Raw genomic sequence first — 18250 nt, forward strand, 5'->3', positions numbered from 1 at the left:
CCAGTCTACCTACACCACCGCGGGGTGGAGCAGCCCGGTAGCTCGTCAGGCTCATAACCTGAAGGCCGCAGGTTCAAATCCTGCCCCCGCAACCACTGATACCGACACTCCCGTGAGCCCAGCTCCGGGAGTGTTTCTTTTTTCAGCCTTTCCAATGGCTTGCCGTTCGATCCAGGTCAGGATCGTCCCCAGTTCCCCATACAGCATCGCGTCGATCTCGCCCCGGTTTGGGCCGGGAGTGAGCACGACCTTCTCGATTAGTGCTCGCAGCGCCTCGGCGGCTTCCAGCCGTTCCTCGGGGCGGTTGAGAGCGTCGGTCAGGCGGCCGACCTTGCGAGCGTAGATGGCGGAGGTACTCGGCAGCATGTCCGGTACATCGTTGGGAACGTCGGAGAGCAGGGACGTCAGTTCGGCCTTGCGGGCTTCGAGCGTGTCCATCTCCGTCTTCATACTGGGATGGAACATCCCTTCCTTGATGGCTTCGATGATGCCCCGGATCTGCTTCTCGACTTTTACCTGTTCCACCTGCCAGACATCGGCATTGGACCGGCGCTCGCGGTTGAGCCGATTGGTCTCCTCGGCATAGGCGCGCATCGCCTCGGCCGCGATCTCGGGCGCCATCATCCGGTCCTTGAGACCGGAGAGCACCCGGCGTTCCAGATCGGGGCGGGGGATCGTCCGACTGTTGGTGCAGGAACCATTGGTGACGTGGGACGAGCAGGCGAAGCGGTCGGAACCTCGCAGCGTGTAAGGGCCTCCACACTGGCCGCAGAACAGCAGGCCAGACAGCAGGGATTTCGGTCGGCGCGTGCCGTTGAGCCGGTTGCGCTTGTGATGCGCCCGCACGGCTTCGGTGACGTTGACGTATTTCTCGGCAATGACGCTCTGTCGCGCCTTGGTCGCCTGCCAGAGTGCGTCATCGACGATCCGCAGATCGGGAACCTCTGTCACCACCCATTCTGATTCTGGATTGAGGCGCGAGACGCGCTTGCCCGTGGACGGGTCTTTGACATAGCGCTGACGGTTCCACACCAGCCGGCCGACATACAGCTCATTGTTGATGATGCCGGTGCCGCGCTTCACATGGCCCCGGATGGTGGTATCGCTCCACAGCTTGCCCTCGGGGCCGGCGATGCCCTGGTCGTTCAGGGCTTTGGCGATAGCGCGTGGACCGATACCGGCGGCGAAGTCGCGGAAGATGCGGCGGATGATCTCCGCCTGATGGGCATCGATCTCTCGGTCGCCCCGGATCTGCTCGCCTTTGGCGTCGAACTGCCGGACGACGCGATAGCCGTAGCACAGCCCGCCGCCGGATTTGCCGTCCTCGACCCGACCGCGCAGGCCGCGATGGGTCTTGGCAGCGAGGTCTTTGAGGAACAGCGCATTCATCGTGCCCTTGAGGCCGACATGCAGTTCGCTGATCTCGCCTTCCGCCAGGGTGACGATCGGCACGCCGGCGAATTTCAGGTGCTTGAACAGGGTGGCGACATCGGCCTGGTCGCGGGAGATGCGGTCGAGTGCCTCGGCCAGCACGATGTCGAACCGTCCGGCCTGGGCATCCTGCAACAGGGTCTGGATGCCGGGACGCAGGATCATGCTGGCGCCGGAGATGCCCGCGTCCTTGTAGGCACCGATGACTTTCCATTTCTCGCGTTTGGCGTGTTCGCGGCAGATGCGGAACTGGTCCTCGATCGAGGCGTCGCGCTGGTTGTCGGACGAGTAGCGGGCATACAGGGCGACGCGGGTCATGGGATGCTCCTTGTCAGGCGACCTTGTCCATCCGGCTCGGCCGGATCAGCACCTCGGCCGAGATGCCGAGGCCATCATGCAACTGGCGGATCATGTCGATCGACAGGCCGCGCTTGCGGTTCAGTACGTCCGCCACCCGGTTGCGCGGGCCGATCATCGGTTCCAGATCCTTGCGGCTGAGACCCTGCTGCTCCATGCGGAAGCGGATCGCCTCGACCGGATCGGGCGGGTCGATCGGATGGTGTTTCGCTTCATAAGCGTCGATCAGGGTCGCCAGCACGTCGAGTTTGTCGCCGTCTGGCGTGCCGCTTTTCGCTCCCCACAGGCGCCCGACCTCGTCGAGTGCTGCGTCATAATCCGCCTCGTTGCGGATGGGCTTCAGATCAGCCATCATGCTCCACCTCCGTCACGTCGATCCTGTCATACGCCTTGTGCGTGCCGATCCATTTGATCCAGACGATGCTCTTCTCGAAATCGACCGCCACGATCAGGCGATAGGCATTGCCCTTGATATTGAAGACGATCCGCTCCGCGCTGACGATGCTCGCCGTGGCGTAGAGCCGCTTCACATCGGCGGTGCTCGTCCAGGCGGCCCTTCCGACTTCGGCGAACCAGGCATCCAGCGCCGCCTTGACGGCCGGCTGGTCCTTCTGGCTCGCCAGACTGTCGACGAACTCTCTCAGCGTGCGACGGGCGATGATCCTCATTGACTGACCTTATATCACGGGACCATAATGGTCACAAGAAAAATGCACGTTTCCCCGGCGAAGGGTCGTTCGCCGGGGGGGGGGGGCAATACTGCCGGAAAGGGGAGGCTACCGCATAGGACCGGATCGGTTCTGTCGAGCCTGTTTCCGCTCCATCGCGCGGGCACGCTCGAACTGCTCGCGGGCCATCTGGCGGCCGATCAGGTGGGCGAGCGAGCGGACGGCGTCATCGGACGGACGGAACGCCTCCTTGGCCGTTTCCGCGTCACTGGCGGGGGCGAATACCTCGATCCTGATCCTGTCGGGTCTGCGTGCCATCCTGTCCACCTTCCGGGTCGTGGGGCGACAGGAACGATGAAGGACAGGACAAGGGGATTTGAGAAGACCATGCGCCGGTCCGTGCGGTAATCGGCGGTGATCGCGCAGAAAAGGGAGGCTTATCGGACGTGGAAAAGGTGATCATTCTTCTGGCGATCGGATATGCCATTGGATTCTATATTCGAGATCGTCGTGCGAAAGAGGCTCTTGTGCAGTCCGAACGGCAGACTGCGGTTCAGATCGAGACGCTTCGTCGACAGATCGCCACGCTCAACAAACAGGCTGCCGATAGGCAGCAGGAAGACGAGCGACGCCGGCAATACCGACAGGAGAATGACCTGTCCGATCCGCAGAATCAGTTGCGGTTCATTGATGAATGCAGCCTGAAGGCCGTTCCTCCTGTCAATCGGGAAGCGGTGCGAGTGCTCTATGCCATCGACGAGTGGATCAAGAATAGGCAACCCGCCTGGCGTTTCGCTTTCGAGGTCGCGATGGGCGGATTCATCAAAACGCCTTATGCCCCGGATGATCCACGTCAGAAGCGGGCTTTTAGTTCCTACAGCGGCAAGCGCGTGGATTTCCTTTTGATCAATCGTCGTGGGCAGCCGGTATTGGTGGTCGAGTATAATGGTTCGGGCCACGACCTGTCCGGCGACGCGGACGCTCGAATGGAGGTAAAGCGCCTGGCCTTGCAGAAGGCGGATATCCCGCTGCTCGAAATTCCCGAGAGGATGAGCAAGCCCGACATCTTCGCCGCACTTTCGGAGAAAGTTGGAGTGCTGGAAACAGAAACAAGAACAGGCTAATGGCTCCGCCCTCGCGCCGGCAAGGGTGCGCGTCAGTGAACTGACGCCGCCCGATAGGGTGTCCCCGATCTTCCTGCGCTGCGCTCCGTGCAGACCGGGCGATACCCCTCCCCATCGGTCGCCCTTGCCGTTGCTACCCCGCTGCTCGCCGCGAGGCAGAGGAACAGCGGGGGCTGTTCCTCGCGGAACAAAGGGCAAAGACCATGACCGGCAACACCAACACGGCGACCGATTTCCGCAACACGATCCTTAACGGCGACAGCGTGGAACTGATGCGGGCAATGCCGCGCAATTCGGTGGATTTCATTCTGACCGACCCGCCTTACCTCGTGAATTATCAGGGCAGGGACGGGCGGAAGGTGCGCAACGACGACAATGCACGCTGGCTCCGTCCAGCGGTGAACCAGATGCACCGTGTGCTGAAATGGGGCGGTTTTGCCGTCAGTTTTTACGGATGGAACAAGATCGACCTGTTTGCCGAAGCATGGAAAGCGGCCGGGTTCCGCATGGTCGGGCATATCGTGTTTCGAAAATCCTATGCGTCGTCATCGGGTTTTTTGCGTTACGAGCATGAAAGCGCTTACCTTCTGGCGAAAGGGAACGTGAAGCGGCCTGGTCAGCCAGTGCCGGACGTGATCGACATGCCGTATTCAGGAAATAAACTGCACCCGACGCAGAAGCCCGTGGTGGCGCTGCTGCCCTTGATGGAAGCGTTCTGCCCGGTGGGCGGTTTGGTTCTGGACCCATTCGCCGGTTCGGGTTCGTCTCTGGTGGCGGCGCAGCATCTTGGCCGGGACTGGCTCGGGATGGAACTGGACGCGGACCACGCGGCAACGGCGACCCGGCGCCTGGCCTGGCACGCGGCGAGGAAAATAGCGGCGTAGGGAGTGAACGCCGCAGGGCCGACAATTCGGTTCTGCGGCGCCCCCTACCTTGACCTGTCTGTCCGCACAAACTTGCGCCGATTCGATTTCGCGGATCGGCGGCGGGAAGATGAGAAATAAGCACCGCTCGCCGGGCGAATGCCCGGCTCGCGAACTATTCTGGCAGGTGCGGAAGAGCGACATAATATCGTGCGATCACGTTACGAGATCGACATATCTCCAAATGCAGTCTGCACAAAATCTTCCCTTTGCGCATCCTGATGTTCCTGCTGCCAAAAGCAGGCGAAAGAGGAAGGGGAACGTGATGCCGATATCAGATTGGCAGTCGCCGGCCGCTTACGAACATGCACAAGACATTGCTGCCGCCGGCATGGCCTGGGAATATCTTCGACGTGATGACGAATACCGTCGCGCGTTCCAAAATATGAAAACGCTTGCGGTTCCCAAGCCAAGGGGCAGCAAAGCCTTTTCCGAACGATGGGGTTTGCGATTTCCCTGTCGATCCGGCGCAGCCTGCTGGCAGCACACCTGTTTTCTGGATACCGAAACTCTCGCCTGACGTTATCGAACTGCGCGAGGCTCTGGCGAATGTGGATGATCCGGCCGTCATGCCGATCAATCTCGTGGAATTACCGGCGCTCGTTGCGCGGCTCGATGACAGTGATGCGTGGCATGGTTTCTGGCGATCAGGCCCGTCGGCACATCAGGTCTGGCTCCCGACACATCCGGCGGACGGGCCTGCCACCTATGTCGTGATCCTGCCGCTCGACAAGTTGCTGGACCTTCGGGCGGAAGCCGTAATGCGTTTATGGCGTGTGCTGGTCGGCCGGTCTGAAGGCAGGCGGGCGCATGATTTCCCGCAACAGACACGGGACCGGCATATCCTGATGCTCCGGGCGTTTGACGGGCGGGAGGCTGGCGCGAGTTATCGCAAGCTTGCCGAGATTTTGCTCGCGTTTCGAGGTGGAAAGGCGAACTGGGAAAGCGATCCTCGCAAGAATCAGGTCCGTCGGCTGGTCGCTGATGGTCGGTATTATGTTCGGGGAGGCTATCGTGACTTGCTGCACTATCCGATCCGACTATTTGAATGCTGAGGTTTGTCCGGGAGTGGCTGCTCCTTTCTTTCTTGCGATCGTTATTAGAGCCGCTTTTTGCTATGCGCACGTAGCGGATATGATCGGTGCAAAGCTCTGTTGCCGAATGAGGCTGACGTTCGAATATCAGGTCAAAAAGATGACGCCCCGGGCATGCGAGATATTTGAATGGATCTAGAAAAGCAGGTATCTATAAATAGAAAGCTATAGGTATTCTCAGCACTAGGAGACAGCAATTGACCCTAAATATTGTTTGGAGAGATCCTGGATACAGAGTTCATTTTTTTTCAGATTCGCGTGTCAATTTGGGCGCATCGTCAAGCGATTTCGGTATTAAGATAAATAGAATGCCTTATAATATATATGGTCCCGCTATGGATGGAGAAGAACCCTCCCTTATTCGATGTGGAGATATTGCCATCACATTCGCCGGTTACAGCATTATACCATTGATGATGAAGGAGGCTCTGGCAGAAATTCTTTTCAAGGTCCAAGCCGTTCCGGGGTGGTCCGACTATGACATGGATGCATTGTCTAAATTTATTTTCCATGCATTCGACACCATAGCGCGAGATGCAGATTTCAAAACCAACGGTAAAATTAATGTCGGTATTATATTTGGGGGATGGTGTGAAAAGGCACGTAAGCACCGGGTTTATAAAATGGAACTGACAGAAACAACGATTCCCTCATTAACTGAGGTTCTTTTACAACCGGGTGAGATAGAGGTGATGGGAAGCGGTAAAGCCGAAGCTGAGCGTATTCTCGAAGGACAGCCGCTAACCCCACGTAATATCGTTGGAGCACTCAAATCCGTCATTGACGATCCTGAAGTGCCAAGCGTGGGAGGAAATATTCAGTACGGTGATCTTGATGCGAATAGATTTCGTCCTCATGGAGTAATAGAAATCAATGGTAATAATGTACATTACTGGAGAGGTTTAATTGACCTTAATTCTGAGGAATTCACAAATTCTACCTCTCTCATTCCAAATATTCCCCACATTGATTTGGCTAAAATATTATAGTGTGTATTATATTTTAGCCAAAAATTCTAACGATTAAGGCCCTGTCAAAATTGGGTTGATAGCTCGGTTATAATACTCAACGTAAATTTTTTTGGTCATAATAGGCCACGCAGCTACCTTTGTTTGCGCAAAGTGCAGATCGGATTGTCTGCCAGAAAATGCGCATTGGGTTCCGCTTATTCGTGCAGGACGCACTGAAGGTGTCCGCCGTGACATCGCAGATAGTTAGAACCATCCGCCGTTGATATGAGTTCCTTGGAGCCTATTCGCCAAATGGGCGATGGAGTTTCATCAGGGCAAGCTAATAGGCAAAGCTGATGAGCAGATAAAACAAGGACTGCAGAAACTCAATCTGCTAAAATGATGATAAATTTCCAGAATTTGGTATAAAGTGGATAAGTGAGGGCCTGAGATTATGAGCAGTCACAATGAACACGAAATCGAGCCAGGCTCAGCAATTGTGGTTGGGGTACCCAAAGGATGGAAGCCTCATGGCCGAACTGGTTCTTTGCTCCGCAAAGAAAAAGGCCATTGGATGGGGCCCATGCTTGAAGTCGAAAGTGGTTTGGTGCCGCTACGTCAATTGGATGCTATTTACGAGGCCGTTAGTCGATCATCAATCCGTCCAGATATATATTACTTGAATTGGTTTGTGGATTGTTTTGGTCACCTTTCCGGAAATATTTCCGAAATTAAAAAGCAGGTCGCAGAGAATAATATTCTCCTTGCGGAAGTGATAGATCGCGTCGAAGAATTGCAAGCGTGGAAGAATACCCAACTTAGCACAGACATTGAATTTGTACGGGAAAATCTTCTCCTAGCGTTATCTCTGCCTCTGGATAAGGCCAAGGAACATATCAAACTAATTTATTCGGATGCTGATCAGATTTTGAGACGACTTCGAAAGTTGGTTGAGGTATCACTTGGAGAACTCAAGAAGACAGATGCCCGTCGAATTGCTCTATTTGAACAACTGGTAACGTTCAGCGGATATCAGTCCGTGATTTTGCTGTTGATGGATTTTGATAGCAAAGCAATTGAGAATATTACAGAAGTGAAAGATTTTATCGAGAAAAAATCAATCGAACTAATGTCCGAATGGACTAATGGGGTTGATTTGCGCGCAGCAGTTTCCAATAAAAAAGGATTGGAAACGCTCCTATCCCTAATGGAAACTATTGACTCCATACAACCATCAGATCGTATTCTAAACATTTTTTGGGATGTTCCACGCATTGAGAATCGGCCGAATATCACCGGATATACATCTATTACCGTAACCGGTCCGTATAAGGCGTCGGAATCCCAGATTTCTCTGATCGACGCGACATTGCCGAAAATAGATATCTCGAAAACTTCCTACACTTTCATACGGCGTGGCCAAGTTTTCTATCAAGGTTACAATTATCACCTACAGGGCGAGCAGGTTTTTATTGCAGATGAAGACGGGTATGCCTTCAAAGAATATTACCAAGACTCCGAAGACTACAAAATTCTAGTCGTTAGAGTGTCAAAGCTGCCCATTCAGGATCTACTTCATCATATTGAGCGTCTGGCGGGAGTTGTCGAGAATATTAAAAATATCCATGACCGAGCTGTTTTTTCTCGTGCACATCCTGATTTGGCCCACGAACTTGCACTCCTATGTGGCAAGCAATCTGATAAATTCGAAGGAATAATTCTGCGCATTCCTGAGACTCCCTCGGTGAACAGCATCGAGTAATGGAAAAAGTAACGACTACATGCCTGTCAAATTTGGAAAAAAGTCAAAGTGTTCGATGAATTAATCTTCCTTCTCAACATTGGAGATTCAGTTCACTGGTCATAACGATCCTTCTCAATAAGCATTTCCTATCGAGGTGCCGGAATCGATCCCACCTGATTCCGGCACTCTCCAGACCGCCGATCCTCCGCCACGGTTCGCCATGGCCTGCTGTCGTGACCGACAGCCGCCGAACCCAACCGGAGGCCCGATCATGCTCGATCCCAAGACGGGGTTGCCGCCCCGTTTCCTGCGCACGCCCGATGCTGCGCGCTTTCTCGGTATTTCCATCCGTACACTGGAAAAGCACCGCACCTACGGCACCGGCCCGACCTATCGCAAGATCGGGGGCCGCATCGTCTATGCTCTCCCAGATCTTCAGGGGTGGGTCGAGAATGGCGTCCGTCGCTCTACGACCGATGTGACACCCTGCCGCGTTTTTCCGGCCCGTCCGCTGACCCCGGCCGAAAAGGCGACCCTTTGAATGGCCGGCGGCATGCCGCAGCGCGGCCAGCAGAGGCGGGAGAGCGAGCGTCTGCGCCTCGACCCCTTCGTGATCGCGGGTGGCGATGCCAGCCCCCGCGACCAGCGTGACCTGATGGAGCGGCCGTTCTTCTCGCTTTCCAAGGCAAAGCGCGTTGCCCCGATCCTCTACGAGGCCGGCGGCCAGAGGGTCGAGATACATGGCTTGGCCGAACACGGCATGGCGACGATATGGGACGCCGACGTGCTGATCTGGGCCGCTTCGCAGATTGTCGAGGCCGAGAATGGCGGTCTCAGGACGTCGCGCTTCCTGCGTTTCACCCCATACCAGCTTCTGATGGCCGTGGGTCGTGCCACGGGCGCACGGGATTATCGCCTGCTCAAGGCCGCATTCGCCCGGCTGCAATCGACCGTGATCCGTACCACCATCCGTAACGGCGAGCATTGGCGCCGGCATCAGTTCTCCTGGATCAACGAATGGGAGGAACGGACGACCTGCGACGGCCGTGTTGAGGGCATGGAGTGCGTTCTGCCGGACTGGTTCTATCGCGGCGTCATCGACCGCTCGCTGGTCCTGACCATCGATCCGGCCTATTTCCGCCTGACCGGTGGCATCGAACGCTGGCTCTACCGTGTCGCCCGTAAACATGCCGGGCACCAACCGCAGGGCTGGCTGTTCGAGATCGCCCATCTCCATGAAAAATCCGGCAGCCTGGCGCGTGTCTCCGATTTCGCGCTCGATCTGCGGCGCATCGCCGCCCGCCAGTCGCTCCCCGGTTATCGCCTGGCGATCCGGCGCGAAGGGCGGCGGAACCTACTGCATATTCGTCCCGTCACCTTATCCACAGTGCCTGTGGATGACGGTGTGGACGGACACGGGATTTCGGGCGCAGGGACTATCGGGACTTCGGGCGCATTACTATCGGGATTTCAGGCGCACGAACCCCAGTTAAGTCTTTGGCCTGAAACGCGGAATCGCGCTCCTAACTTAGAGTCTAACTTAGAATCTAACTTTTTGATGTTGGGGCGGCCGGATACCGACCGTGGTACCGGTGCCGCTGACAGGTCGCATGATCCTCACGCGTGTGGTCTTTCTCCCATGCCGGGAGACGGGCCATGAGCAGCGCCACAACGGCCCGTGCGCGGGGCAACGCCCTGCCGTTCGCATGCGACGCATTGACCCATGTCGAACTGACCCACATCGAGAAGCGGGTCGAGAACTGGGTCAGGTTCGGCCATGAGGCTCAGGAACAGATCCTCGACCGTCGGCGCCGTATCTTTTCCTTCCGTCCCGGCAGCATCTTTGCCTTTGTCCGCTGGGCGGCCAACGATTTCGGCACGATCGCATCGCACATCGACATCCTGCGCGCCGTGGCTCCGGGAGAAGCCTGTCAGACCGTGCCGTTCGTTCGTCCGGGTGGTGAAATCCTGCTACGGGTTGCGGGCTGGCCGAAGGTCGAACAGGTGCTCCGTCATATCGATGCGGTTGAAGAGGCCGGCATCGACGCCTGCACGGTCGCGCCCGATCACTGGCGGCATGTCGGTAACCGGCTGAACGCGGGTGAGCAACCGCGCGCCTACACGACGGCACGTCATCGGGCCTGGCTCAGACGGCAGGAGATCAGGCCATGACCCGTTTCGGCTATCTCATGGCGACGTGTTTTGCGGTGATGGGCGTCGCCGTCGCGTCCATCGTCCCCGTGCCGGTGAAGCTGCTCTGGAACGCCTCCGCCAGCACGCCCCTCGGCCTCTACGACCTTACAGCGCAGAATGGGCTGAAGGTCGGTGATCTGGTCGCCGTCAGGCCACCGAAACCGCTGGCCGATTTCATGGTCAGGCGCGGCTATATCGGGCGGGGTGTGCCACTGCTCAAGCCTGTTGCAGCCCTTCCGGGGCAACAGGTGTGCCGTGTCGGCCGTACCGTCACAGTGGATGGTGTGCGGCTGGGCGAGGCGCAGGACCGTGACCGGCGCGGGCGCGCGTTGCTGGTCTGGCAGGGCTGTCGCCGCATTGAACCCGATCAGATTTTTCTCATGAACCCGTCCGTTCGCGACAGTCTGGACGGCCGCTATTTCGGCCCGCTCCCGTGCGCCGCCGTGATTGGCCGGGCGACGCCGCTCTACACCGACGCGCACGGCGACGGTCATTTCGTCTGGCACGGCCTGTTTGCTGACAGGCCGATGCCGTCCTTTCCCAACATCGCTATGGAGACTTCCCATGCCGCAGATCGGTAGCTTCACGCGCGACAAGACCGGCTTTGTCGGACGCATTCAGACCTTCCTCGGCTCTCATGAGATCGTCATCGTGTCGGCCGAGAAATCGGACTCCGACAACGCCCCGGATTATCGCGTCCATTGCGATGACGAGGATGGCCCGGAGATCGGTGCCGGCTGGAAACGCACGGGCGAGCGGGCCGGCGACTACGTTGCTCTGCTGATCGACGATCCGCTCCTGCCGCAACCGTTACGCGCCAATCTGTTTTGTGACGGCAGCAATGGCGGTCTCTGGTCGTTGCACTGGAGCCGCCCCCACAAGCGCGATGGACGGGACTGATACCATGCGCAATCAGACCCGGATTACGTGTCTGCTGGCAGCGGGGTGTCTCGTTTCCATGGCGCCGGTCGCTGTATCGGCGCAGACAATCGCCGTCCCGTATGCCGCCGAGGTCGCTGAGGCTGCGCGGCGTTTCGACATTCCGGCGACATGGATCAGGGCCGTCATGGGCGCCGAGAGTGCAGGCGATCCGGGCGTCGTTTCATCAGCGGGGGCGATGGGGCTGATGCAGATCATGCCCGGTACATGGGCTGATCTGCGCCTCCGGCATCATCTTGGCCGCGATCCCTACGACCCGCGCGATAACATTCTGGCGGGCGCGGCCTATCTCCGCGAACTGCATGACCGTTACGGTTCGCCGGGTTTTCTCGCCGCCTATAACGCCGGTCCCGATCGCTACGAGGCGTCTCTGGCAGGGCGTCCGCTGCCGCTGGAAACACGCGCCTATGTCGCTGCCGTTGCGCCGATCATCGCAGGTGGCGGCGATGCTCCCGTCATGATCACGACGGTCGATCGGTTTGCCTGGACCCGTGCGCCGCTCTTCATCGTGCAGTCGGATCGCAATGCGGCGGGTGCGTCAGTGCGCGATATATCGGGGATCATCCCGCGATCGGAGGGTCTGTTCGTGGCCCCAGGCAGCATGGGATCGCGGCCATGATGACAGTGTGCAGGGCAGGGGGTGAAGGGGCGGAAAGAGGGGAGAAGAGGGAGCGCAAGATTAAAGCGGACGGCACCCCATGGGTCCGATCCGCAGGGCAAGCCCTTGTCTGCACATTGTTTTGGGTGGCACCCCCTTTGAGGGGGTATGGTGCCGCGACAGGCGGCGAAGTCGGTTTCCGCCCCGTTTTTCGCGGCACTCCTCTCTGTTTGTGGCAGTTTCGGGCGGATCGGCGGCCGTGAGCGCGGGTGACGACAACCGGTTCCGCCCGAGGCTGGGTCACATTCGCGCCGACACGGCGAAGGCTGGTCGCGCCAGGAGTTTCCTGACCAGGGTGCGGACGGTCACGCGCCAGCAGCAGGCGGCGAGCGGCGGGAGCGGACGTCCCCGAGGAGGTGGTCCCAGCCGTACGCCGAAGGGGAAGGGAAGCATCGCGTCCGGGCGTGGCGTGCGGCGCGGTCGGGGGGCAACGTTCGTGCGTGCCCGGAACCTCTCGAATGGCTGGAGCCATCGGCGACCAGGCAGTCGCCGTGTCGTCGTCAAATCCCGCTCCGTCCGCGCTGCCAGGCGGAATGGCAAGGCCGCCGCCCATCTTCGCTATATCCAGCGCGACGGCACCGCCCGCGACGGTGAGCGTGGTCGGCTCTATTCGGGGACGGAAGACCGTGCCGATGGCGATGCTTTTCTCGATCGTGGGCGTGACGACCGCCATCAGTTTCGGTTCATCGTCTCACCGGAGGATACTGGGGATCTTGCCGATCTGACGGACTATACCCGCGACCTGATGGCGCAGGTCGAAGCCGATCTCGGCACGAAGCTCGATTGGGTGGCCGTCAACCACCATAATACCGGCCATCCGCATGTGCATGTCGTCGTCAACGGCCGTGACGAGCTGGGTGAGGATCTGGTCATCAACGGCGACTATCTTGCCAACGGCATCCGCGAACGGGCGAGCGAACTTGTCACGCTGGAACTCGGCCCTGTCACAGAGGTCGAGCAGCGCCGCAAGCTGGTCGCCGAAATCGACCAGGATCGTTTTACCCGCATCGACCGGGCGATGTTCGCGGAGGCCGATGGCCGGTTTCTCGATGTGCGCCACGAGCCTGATGATCCGCGCGGGCAGGCGGATCGAACGCTACGCCTGCGCCGTCTTGGCAAGCTGGGCGATATGGGGCTCGCCACGGAACATGCGCCCGGCGTGTGGGAACTGAGCGAGCTGCTGGAGCCGACGCTACGCGAGATGGGTGAGCGCGGCGACATCATCCGCACGATGCAGAAGGCGCTCCGGGCGGAGGGCGTCGAGCGCGACCCGATGAGCTTTGCGATCCATGATGCAGCACCAGCGACGCCGATCGTCGGTCGCGTCATCGATAAGCATCTGTCGGACGAACTGGGCGAGGAACTGACACTGGTGGTCGATGGGATCGATGGCCGCACGCATCATGTCGCGGGCATGGACGCGGCCCGTGTCACGGAGGCACGGATCGGCAGCATTGTCGAAATTGGCCCGCCTGACAGTGCAGGCCGTCCCTCCGATCGGGCGATTGCCGGTATGGCCGAAGGAGGTATCTATCGGCCGAGCCGTCATCTGGAACAGGCCCGGTTCGAGGGGCGGGTGCCGGGCGGTGATTATGACGGTTTTGTCGCCTCCCATGTCCGGCGGCTGGAGGCCCTGCGCCGGGCCGGTATCGTCGAACGGATCGACGCCGACCAGTGGCGCATCCCTGATGATTTCGCGGCTCGTGCTGCGGCTCATGATGCGGGGAGGGGCGGACGGGCCAGTGTCCGCATCCTGTCGTCGATCGAGCTCGACAGGCAGATCAGCGCGTATGGCGCGACTTGGCTCGACCGGCGACTGGTAGGAGGTGTTGTGTCCGATCTGGTGCCCGCCGGCTTCGGAGAACAGGTGTGCGAGGCGATGGAGCGGCGGCGGGAGCGGTTGATCGAGCAGGGAGACGCGACCCGGCGACCGGATGGACGCGTGAGCTATCGGCGTAACCTGATCGCCACACTTCAGGATCGGGAGGTTGCCCGTGTCGGGGCAGAGCTGGCGGCAACGAAATCCGTGCCGTTTCGGGCGGTCGCTGACGGCGAGACGGTCAGTGGGATGTTCACCGGCACCGCTCAGCTATCGAGCGGGAAATTCGCCATCGTTGAGAAGTCCCATGAGTTCACGCTGGTCCCGTGGCGGCCTGTGATCGAGCGTCGACTTGGGCAGGAAGTGATGGGCGTAGTGCAGGGCGGATCGGTATCGTGGCAGTTGGGGCGAACTAAAGGGCTTGAATTGTAACGGATTCAGCCGGGGGTATTAAAAGTTGGATTTGACGATTGTGCCTCTTTAATAAGCCAATTCGCAAAAATCTGAGTTGAACCACCACTTAATCTGATCGGTTCTGGCAGGATGAGACAGAATGTCTTGGAAACCAAATTTCCCTCAGGCCAAGGCGCGATCAGACGACCGTCCGTCAGTTCTCTCTCGACATAGAGGCGCGGCACGAGTGCAACGCCAAGGCCGGCCAATGCAGCCTCGATCAGCATTATATGTAAATCGTAACGAGCACCGATCGCGGGGTTCGTCAGTGTGATCCCGGTTTCCCGTGCATATCGTTGCCAGGCGTCCGGGTTTTGCCGTCGATGCAGGCGCGGCAAATCATCCAGTGTCGTCGCCCCATCCCTGTCCAAAAGCGTGGGATGGCAAACGGGCACCAGCACTTCATTCAGCAGGTGGTGTGTCCGCATTCCCGTCCAGGCCGGATGGTCGAAATGGATCGCGGCGTCGAAACCGCTGCCGGCAAGGACAAAGGGTTCCATCCGCTCTGCGAGATGTACCGTGACGTTTGGATGTAGTTCTTGAAACCGTCCCAATCGAGGAATGAGCCACCGCGTTGCGAAAGTCGGGATGGTGGCGATATCGAGGCTCGCGCCATCGCTGGGTTGCCCCATCAGCACCTGACTGTCTCGTTCCAAGCGGTCGAGTGTCTCGCGAACTTGAGCGGCATAGCGCTCTCCGTTCGGTAAAAGCCGAACACGATTTCCGATGCGCTCGAATAGTATGACGTCGAGGAAGGCCTCGAGCCGGGCGATCTGACGGCTGATCGCTCCTTCGGTCAGGGCTAGTTCATCCGCTGCACGGGCAAAACTGCCATGACGAGCGGCAGATTCGAAGGCCATGAGCGCGGAGTTACTTGGTATCTTGCGGCGCATGAGCGGTTCCCGACTCATTTCTTTGGTCAATCCCGCCGTGACATTAGGTCACTGAAGGATGATCCAATATCGATATATGTGCTGAGATTGTCCGATTACCATGACAAACAATCAACCAGAGATGTGGTCAGGCCATGTTAACGGTTCCGGTCAAGGGATATCAGATGATCTACACGGTGGAATGCAGTTTTGCCGATCCGCGCAGCGAAGCGGAATGGAACGACTTCTACAGCTTGGACAAGTTACCGGCTTTGGTTTCGGTCAGCGGCTTTCATACGTCCCAGCGTTTCAAGGCGTTGCGCGAAGGTTGCCCTGTCTATCTTGCCATGCACTCGGTTGACGGCCTCGATGTCCTGACAAGTGAAGAGTATCGTCAGAAGGGCGGTGGCAATTTCGCGCGGTGGCAGCCCCACATTACCGACTGGCATCGCAATCTTTACGCTGGTCTTGATCGCGCTTCCTCCGTGGGGCCTGACGAGATTCTGGCGATGAGCGAGAAAGGCCCGGAATCCTTGATCCGCTTGGGCTTAGCCTTCAACGAACTGCACGCGGTCGCGTTGGAAAAATTCCCAGAATATCGATGGCTCGCCAGGTTGAAGCGCTCCCAGACGTTCGAGGCTCTGCCGACGGATATTCATCTCTATGAGCCGATGACCGCACAGTTGGTCAATTCCGAAGATACTGTTTCCAGAAAGCCTCGGCAGGCCAGCGATGCCTAACGTCACGCTTTTTATATCGCAGGCCAAGATGCCGTCGGAAGAGACACTTACGACGCTCACTCAGGAATGCACAGCGCTTTGCACGGACCTCCTTGGGGCAGCATTGGACAAGGTGCATATCATCTACGTCGCCGTCCGGCCCGGTCGTGGACATCCGGTTTTTGCCGAAATTCAATTTCGGCTGGAAGTGTTTCGAACAGCTTCTGTCATGGAAAAGTTCATGGAGGAAATCGGCGACAGCATAAAGCGCAATACGGACCTTTCCGCCCGTATTCGCTGCTTTGGATATCCGACCGAAAACATTCACGCCCGCAACTGAATGACTGCCAGGCGGAGAACTCAGGAGAGAATAATGTCAGCTACACAATTCCCCTTCCAGCAAGTCGGAGATTTCACGATCACGGTAATCAGCGATGGCAATCTGAGCGCCAGCCTGGATCTCCTCTCGAATATCGATCCCCCGGATGCTGCGCGGATGGAAGAGGAAGCGGGGGTGAAGGACACCTCCGCCATTCATATAAACTGCTATCTGGTACGCGGGGGTGGTCGCACGGTCCTGATTGACGCTGGCGCTGGTGGTTTCAAGCAGTGGGGAGGCCTTTTGGCATCCAATCTTCCACAGGCCGGAGTGCAGCCTTCCGGGATCGACACGATTCTGCTGACGCATGCTCATCCAGATCATGTTGCTGGGCTTTTGGATAAAAACGGGGAGGCCGTCTTTCCGAATGCCGAGCTGGTCGTCCATAAGCGAGAAATCGAGTTCTGGCAGGATGACGGCAATCTGAGCCGCGCAAGCGAGCGGGCGCGTGGGAATTTTCTCATGGCGCGTCAAATATTCGAGAATTATCGAGACAGGTTAAGTCTTTTTGAAGGAGGCGAGGTGTCCCCCGGCCTGACCGCTGCGCCGCTTCCGGGACATACGGCGGGGCATACTGGCTATCGCCTTGAATCCGGCGGTCGAAACCTTCTGATCTGGGGAGACATCGTTCATTTCCCAGAGATTCAGATTCCACGTCCGGATGTGTCGATCGCTTTCGACCTGGACCCAATTCTCGCAGCCGAGACACGGACACGACTGCTTGACCTCGTGAGTTCTGAACGGTTGCTGATTGCTGGAATGCATCTTCGCGAACGTGGTTTTGGACACATTGAGCGAAGAGGTCAGAGTTACAGCCTTGTCTATGAGGATAAATAAAAGAAGGAAAAGGTAAATGTTGTTCTCAAAGCTCGGCTCCACTGGCCTTGATATTTCGCGTCTCTGCTTGGGGTGTATGACTTTCGGAGAACCGGGTGCCGGCGTTCATAATTGGACGATTGGCGAAGCTGATAGTCGGCAGATTATCAGGCGAGCAGTCGAGTGTGGGATCAATTTTTTCGATACTGCGAATAGCTACTCAGCCGGCACCTCTGAAGTGATCGTTGGTAAGCTCCTTAAGGAATATACCCGTCGAGACGAAGTAGTTATCGCCACAAAGGTCTTTTTTCCTGAACGGATGCTGGAAGGGAATGCTGCTCCTAATCGCAAGGGTCTCTCGCGCAAAGCGATCATGACCGAGATCGATGCCAGCCTGACGCGCCTTGGAACCGATTATGTCGATCTCTATCAGATCCACCGTTGGGATTATGGAACGCCGATCGAAGAGACGATGGAGGCGCTTCATGATATCGTAAAGGCCGGCAAGGCCCGATACATCGGTGCTTCATCAATGTTCGCATGGCAATTCGCTAAAGCGCAGGAGACGGCGCGCCTCAACGGATGGACGCGCTTCGTCACCATGCAGAATTATCTTAATTTGCTCTATCGGGAAGAAGAACGCGAAATGATTCCGCTGTGTGCGGATCAGGGCGTGGGAATCCTGCCGTGGAGTCCCTTGGCGCGTGGGCGGTTGGCACGCCCCGTTGGCGAGCAGACGAAGCGGAGCGAAAGCGATGCTTTCGGCCAGACGCTTTTCGCCGCGACGGAAGAGGCAGATAACGCAGTAATCAGCGCCGTCGAACGTGTCGCTGCTGCGCGTAGCATATCGATGGCACAGGTGTCTCTTGCTTGGGTTCTGGCCAAGCAAGAGGTGTCAGCTCCAATCGTTGGTGCCTCTAAATCACCTCATCTCGACGATGCTATAGCCGCCTTGGAGATCATGTTGAGCATTGACGAGGTTGCGGCATTGGAGAGGGATTACTTGCCGCATCCTGTTACTGGATTTGAATAGATAGATCTGATTTCCAAGGAGACCGTTGTGACATGCGTCGAACGCGGCACGTTCCGGAGATCAGGGGAGTTGCAGGCG

The 18250-nt window shown here is 58.0% G+C and carries 22 protein-coding genes and 1 tRNA gene; 18 read left to right on the top strand and 5 right to left on the bottom strand.

Features of this window, described 5'->3' with window-relative positions; genetic code table 11:
- Window positions 1-18 precede the first annotated feature (18 nt).
- Window positions 19-95: transfer RNA gene (locus C7453_RS18075), tRNA-Met, on the top strand.
- Here the strand turns inward: C7453_RS18075 and C7453_RS18080 are convergent.
- The 4 genes from C7453_RS18080 to C7453_RS18095 form a co-directional block, all read right to left on the bottom strand.
- Window positions 52-1749, bottom strand: coding sequence for a recombinase family protein (locus C7453_RS18080; protein ID WP_114729628.1), 1698 nt, complete (start codon window positions 1747-1749; stop codon window positions 52-54). The genes C7453_RS18075 and C7453_RS18080 overlap by 44 nt on opposite strands.
- A gap of 13 nt (window positions 1750-1762) precedes the next feature.
- Window positions 1763-2143: a helix-turn-helix domain-containing protein gene (locus tag C7453_RS18085; RefSeq protein WP_114729588.1), complete on the bottom strand. Its 381-nt coding sequence runs from the start codon at window positions 2141-2143 to the stop codon at window positions 1763-1765.
- The gene (locus tag C7453_RS18090) at window positions 2133-2456 is read right to left on the bottom strand and encodes a type II toxin-antitoxin system HigB family toxin (RefSeq protein WP_114729589.1); all 324 of its coding nucleotides are present in this window, start codon (window positions 2454-2456) and stop codon (window positions 2133-2135) included. Before C7453_RS18090 ends, C7453_RS18085 begins: the two co-directional genes overlap by 11 nt.
- Window positions 2457-2564: 108 nt before the next feature.
- Entirely contained in the window at window positions 2565-2774 is a 210-nt protein-coding gene (locus C7453_RS18095; RefSeq protein ID WP_114729590.1) for a hypothetical protein, read from the bottom strand.
- Between the two features lie 128 nt (window positions 2775-2902).
- Here C7453_RS18095 and C7453_RS18100 point away from each other — a divergent pair, with 128 nt between their 5' ends.
- The 13 genes from C7453_RS18100 (at window position 2903) to C7453_RS19840 (ending at window position 14332) form a co-directional block, all read left to right on the top strand.
- Window positions 2903-3580, top strand: coding sequence for a DUF2726 domain-containing protein (locus tag C7453_RS18100; RefSeq protein ID WP_114729591.1), 678 nt, complete (start codon window positions 2903-2905; stop codon window positions 3578-3580).
- Between the two features lie 203 nt (window positions 3581-3783).
- On the top strand, window positions 3784-4464 hold the full coding sequence (locus C7453_RS18105) for a DNA methyltransferase (RefSeq protein ID WP_114729592.1): 681 nt from the start codon (window positions 3784-3786) through the stop codon (window positions 4462-4464).
- 304 nt (window positions 4465-4768) lie between these two features.
- On the top strand, window positions 4769-5023 hold the full coding sequence (locus C7453_RS18110) for a transcriptional regulator domain-containing protein (RefSeq protein ID WP_114729593.1): 255 nt from the start codon (window positions 4769-4771) through the stop codon (window positions 5021-5023).
- 49 nt (window positions 5024-5072) lie between these two features.
- The gene (locus C7453_RS18115; protein WP_114729594.1) at window positions 5073-5558 is read left to right on the top strand and encodes a DUF2285 domain-containing protein; all 486 of its coding nucleotides are present in this window, start codon (window positions 5073-5075) and stop codon (window positions 5556-5558) included.
- A gap of 236 nt (window positions 5559-5794) precedes the next feature.
- Window positions 5795-6586 carry a hypothetical protein gene (locus tag C7453_RS18785; RefSeq protein WP_141289114.1) on the top strand — a complete coding sequence of 264 codons (792 nt, stop codon included), beginning with the start codon at window positions 5795-5797 and terminating at the stop codon, window positions 6584-6586.
- A gap of 415 nt (window positions 6587-7001) precedes the next feature.
- Window positions 7002-8309, top strand: coding sequence for a hypothetical protein (locus C7453_RS18120; protein WP_141289116.1), 1308 nt, complete (start codon window positions 7002-7004; stop codon window positions 8307-8309).
- Between the two features lie 253 nt (window positions 8310-8562).
- Window positions 8563-8832 (top strand): helix-turn-helix transcriptional regulator, encoded by a 270-nt coding sequence (locus C7453_RS18125; protein WP_114729596.1) that lies wholly within the window; start codon window positions 8563-8565, stop codon window positions 8830-8832.
- Window positions 8833-9951 carry a replication initiator protein A gene (locus C7453_RS18130; protein ID WP_114729597.1) on the top strand — a complete coding sequence of 373 codons (1119 nt, stop codon included), beginning with the start codon at window positions 8833-8835 and terminating at the stop codon, window positions 9949-9951.
- Entirely contained in the window at window positions 9948-10463 is a 516-nt protein-coding gene (locus C7453_RS18135) for a DUF2840 domain-containing protein (protein WP_114729598.1), read from the top strand. Before C7453_RS18130 ends, C7453_RS18135 begins: the two co-directional genes overlap by 4 nt.
- Window positions 10460-11065 carry a S26 family signal peptidase gene (locus C7453_RS18140; RefSeq protein ID WP_114729599.1) on the top strand — a complete coding sequence of 202 codons (606 nt, stop codon included), beginning with the start codon at window positions 10460-10462 and terminating at the stop codon, window positions 11063-11065. Before C7453_RS18135 ends, C7453_RS18140 begins: the two co-directional genes overlap by 4 nt.
- Window positions 11049-11384: a DUF736 domain-containing protein gene (locus C7453_RS18145; RefSeq protein WP_114729600.1), complete on the top strand. Its 336-nt coding sequence runs from the start codon at window positions 11049-11051 to the stop codon at window positions 11382-11384. Before C7453_RS18140 ends, C7453_RS18145 begins: the two co-directional genes overlap by 17 nt.
- A 4-nt stretch (window positions 11385-11388) precedes the next feature.
- A complete protein-coding gene (locus C7453_RS18150) occupies window positions 11389-12042 on the top strand; it encodes a lytic transglycosylase domain-containing protein (RefSeq protein WP_114729629.1) in 654 nt (217 codons plus the stop codon).
- A gap of 1057 nt (window positions 12043-13099) precedes the next feature.
- On the top strand, window positions 13100-14332 hold the full coding sequence (locus tag C7453_RS19840; protein WP_371858510.1) for a DUF3363 domain-containing protein: 1233 nt from the start codon (window positions 13100-13102) through the stop codon (window positions 14330-14332).
- A 5-nt stretch (window positions 14333-14337) separates the two neighbouring features.
- Here the strand turns inward: C7453_RS19840 and C7453_RS18160 are convergent, their stop codons facing one another.
- Window positions 14338-15246 carry a LysR substrate-binding domain-containing protein gene (locus C7453_RS18160; protein ID WP_114729602.1) on the bottom strand — a complete coding sequence of 303 codons (909 nt, stop codon included), beginning with the start codon at window positions 15244-15246 and terminating at the stop codon, window positions 14338-14340.
- A gap of 164 nt (window positions 15247-15410) precedes the next feature.
- Here C7453_RS18160 and C7453_RS18165 point away from each other — a divergent pair, with 164 nt between their 5' ends.
- Genes C7453_RS18165 through C7453_RS18180 form a run of 4 tightly spaced genes read left to right on the top strand, consistent with a single transcriptional unit; the run spans window position 15411 to window position 18172 of the window.
- Complete coding sequence (locus C7453_RS18165; protein ID WP_114729630.1) at window positions 15411-15965, top strand: sugar ABC transporter; 555 nt, start codon at window positions 15411-15413, stop codon at window positions 15963-15965.
- Window positions 15958-16284 (top strand): hypothetical protein, encoded by a 327-nt coding sequence (locus C7453_RS18170; RefSeq protein WP_114729603.1) that lies wholly within the window; start codon window positions 15958-15960, stop codon window positions 16282-16284. Before C7453_RS18165 ends, C7453_RS18170 begins: the two co-directional genes overlap by 8 nt.
- A 33-nt stretch (window positions 16285-16317) precedes the next feature.
- Window positions 16318-17160 (top strand): MBL fold metallo-hydrolase, encoded by an 843-nt coding sequence (locus tag C7453_RS18175; protein WP_114729604.1) that lies wholly within the window; start codon window positions 16318-16320, stop codon window positions 17158-17160.
- Window positions 17161-17176: 16 nt separating this feature from the next.
- Complete coding sequence (locus tag C7453_RS18180) at window positions 17177-18172, top strand: aldo/keto reductase (protein WP_114729605.1); 996 nt, start codon at window positions 17177-17179, stop codon at window positions 18170-18172.
- Window positions 18173-18250: the final 78 nt, after the last annotated feature.

Origin of the sequence: Gluconacetobacter liquefaciens, from assembly GCF_003350405.1 — a bacterium.
GTDB classification, from domain to species: Bacteria; Pseudomonadota; Alphaproteobacteria; order Acetobacterales; family Acetobacteraceae; genus Gluconacetobacter; species Gluconacetobacter liquefaciens.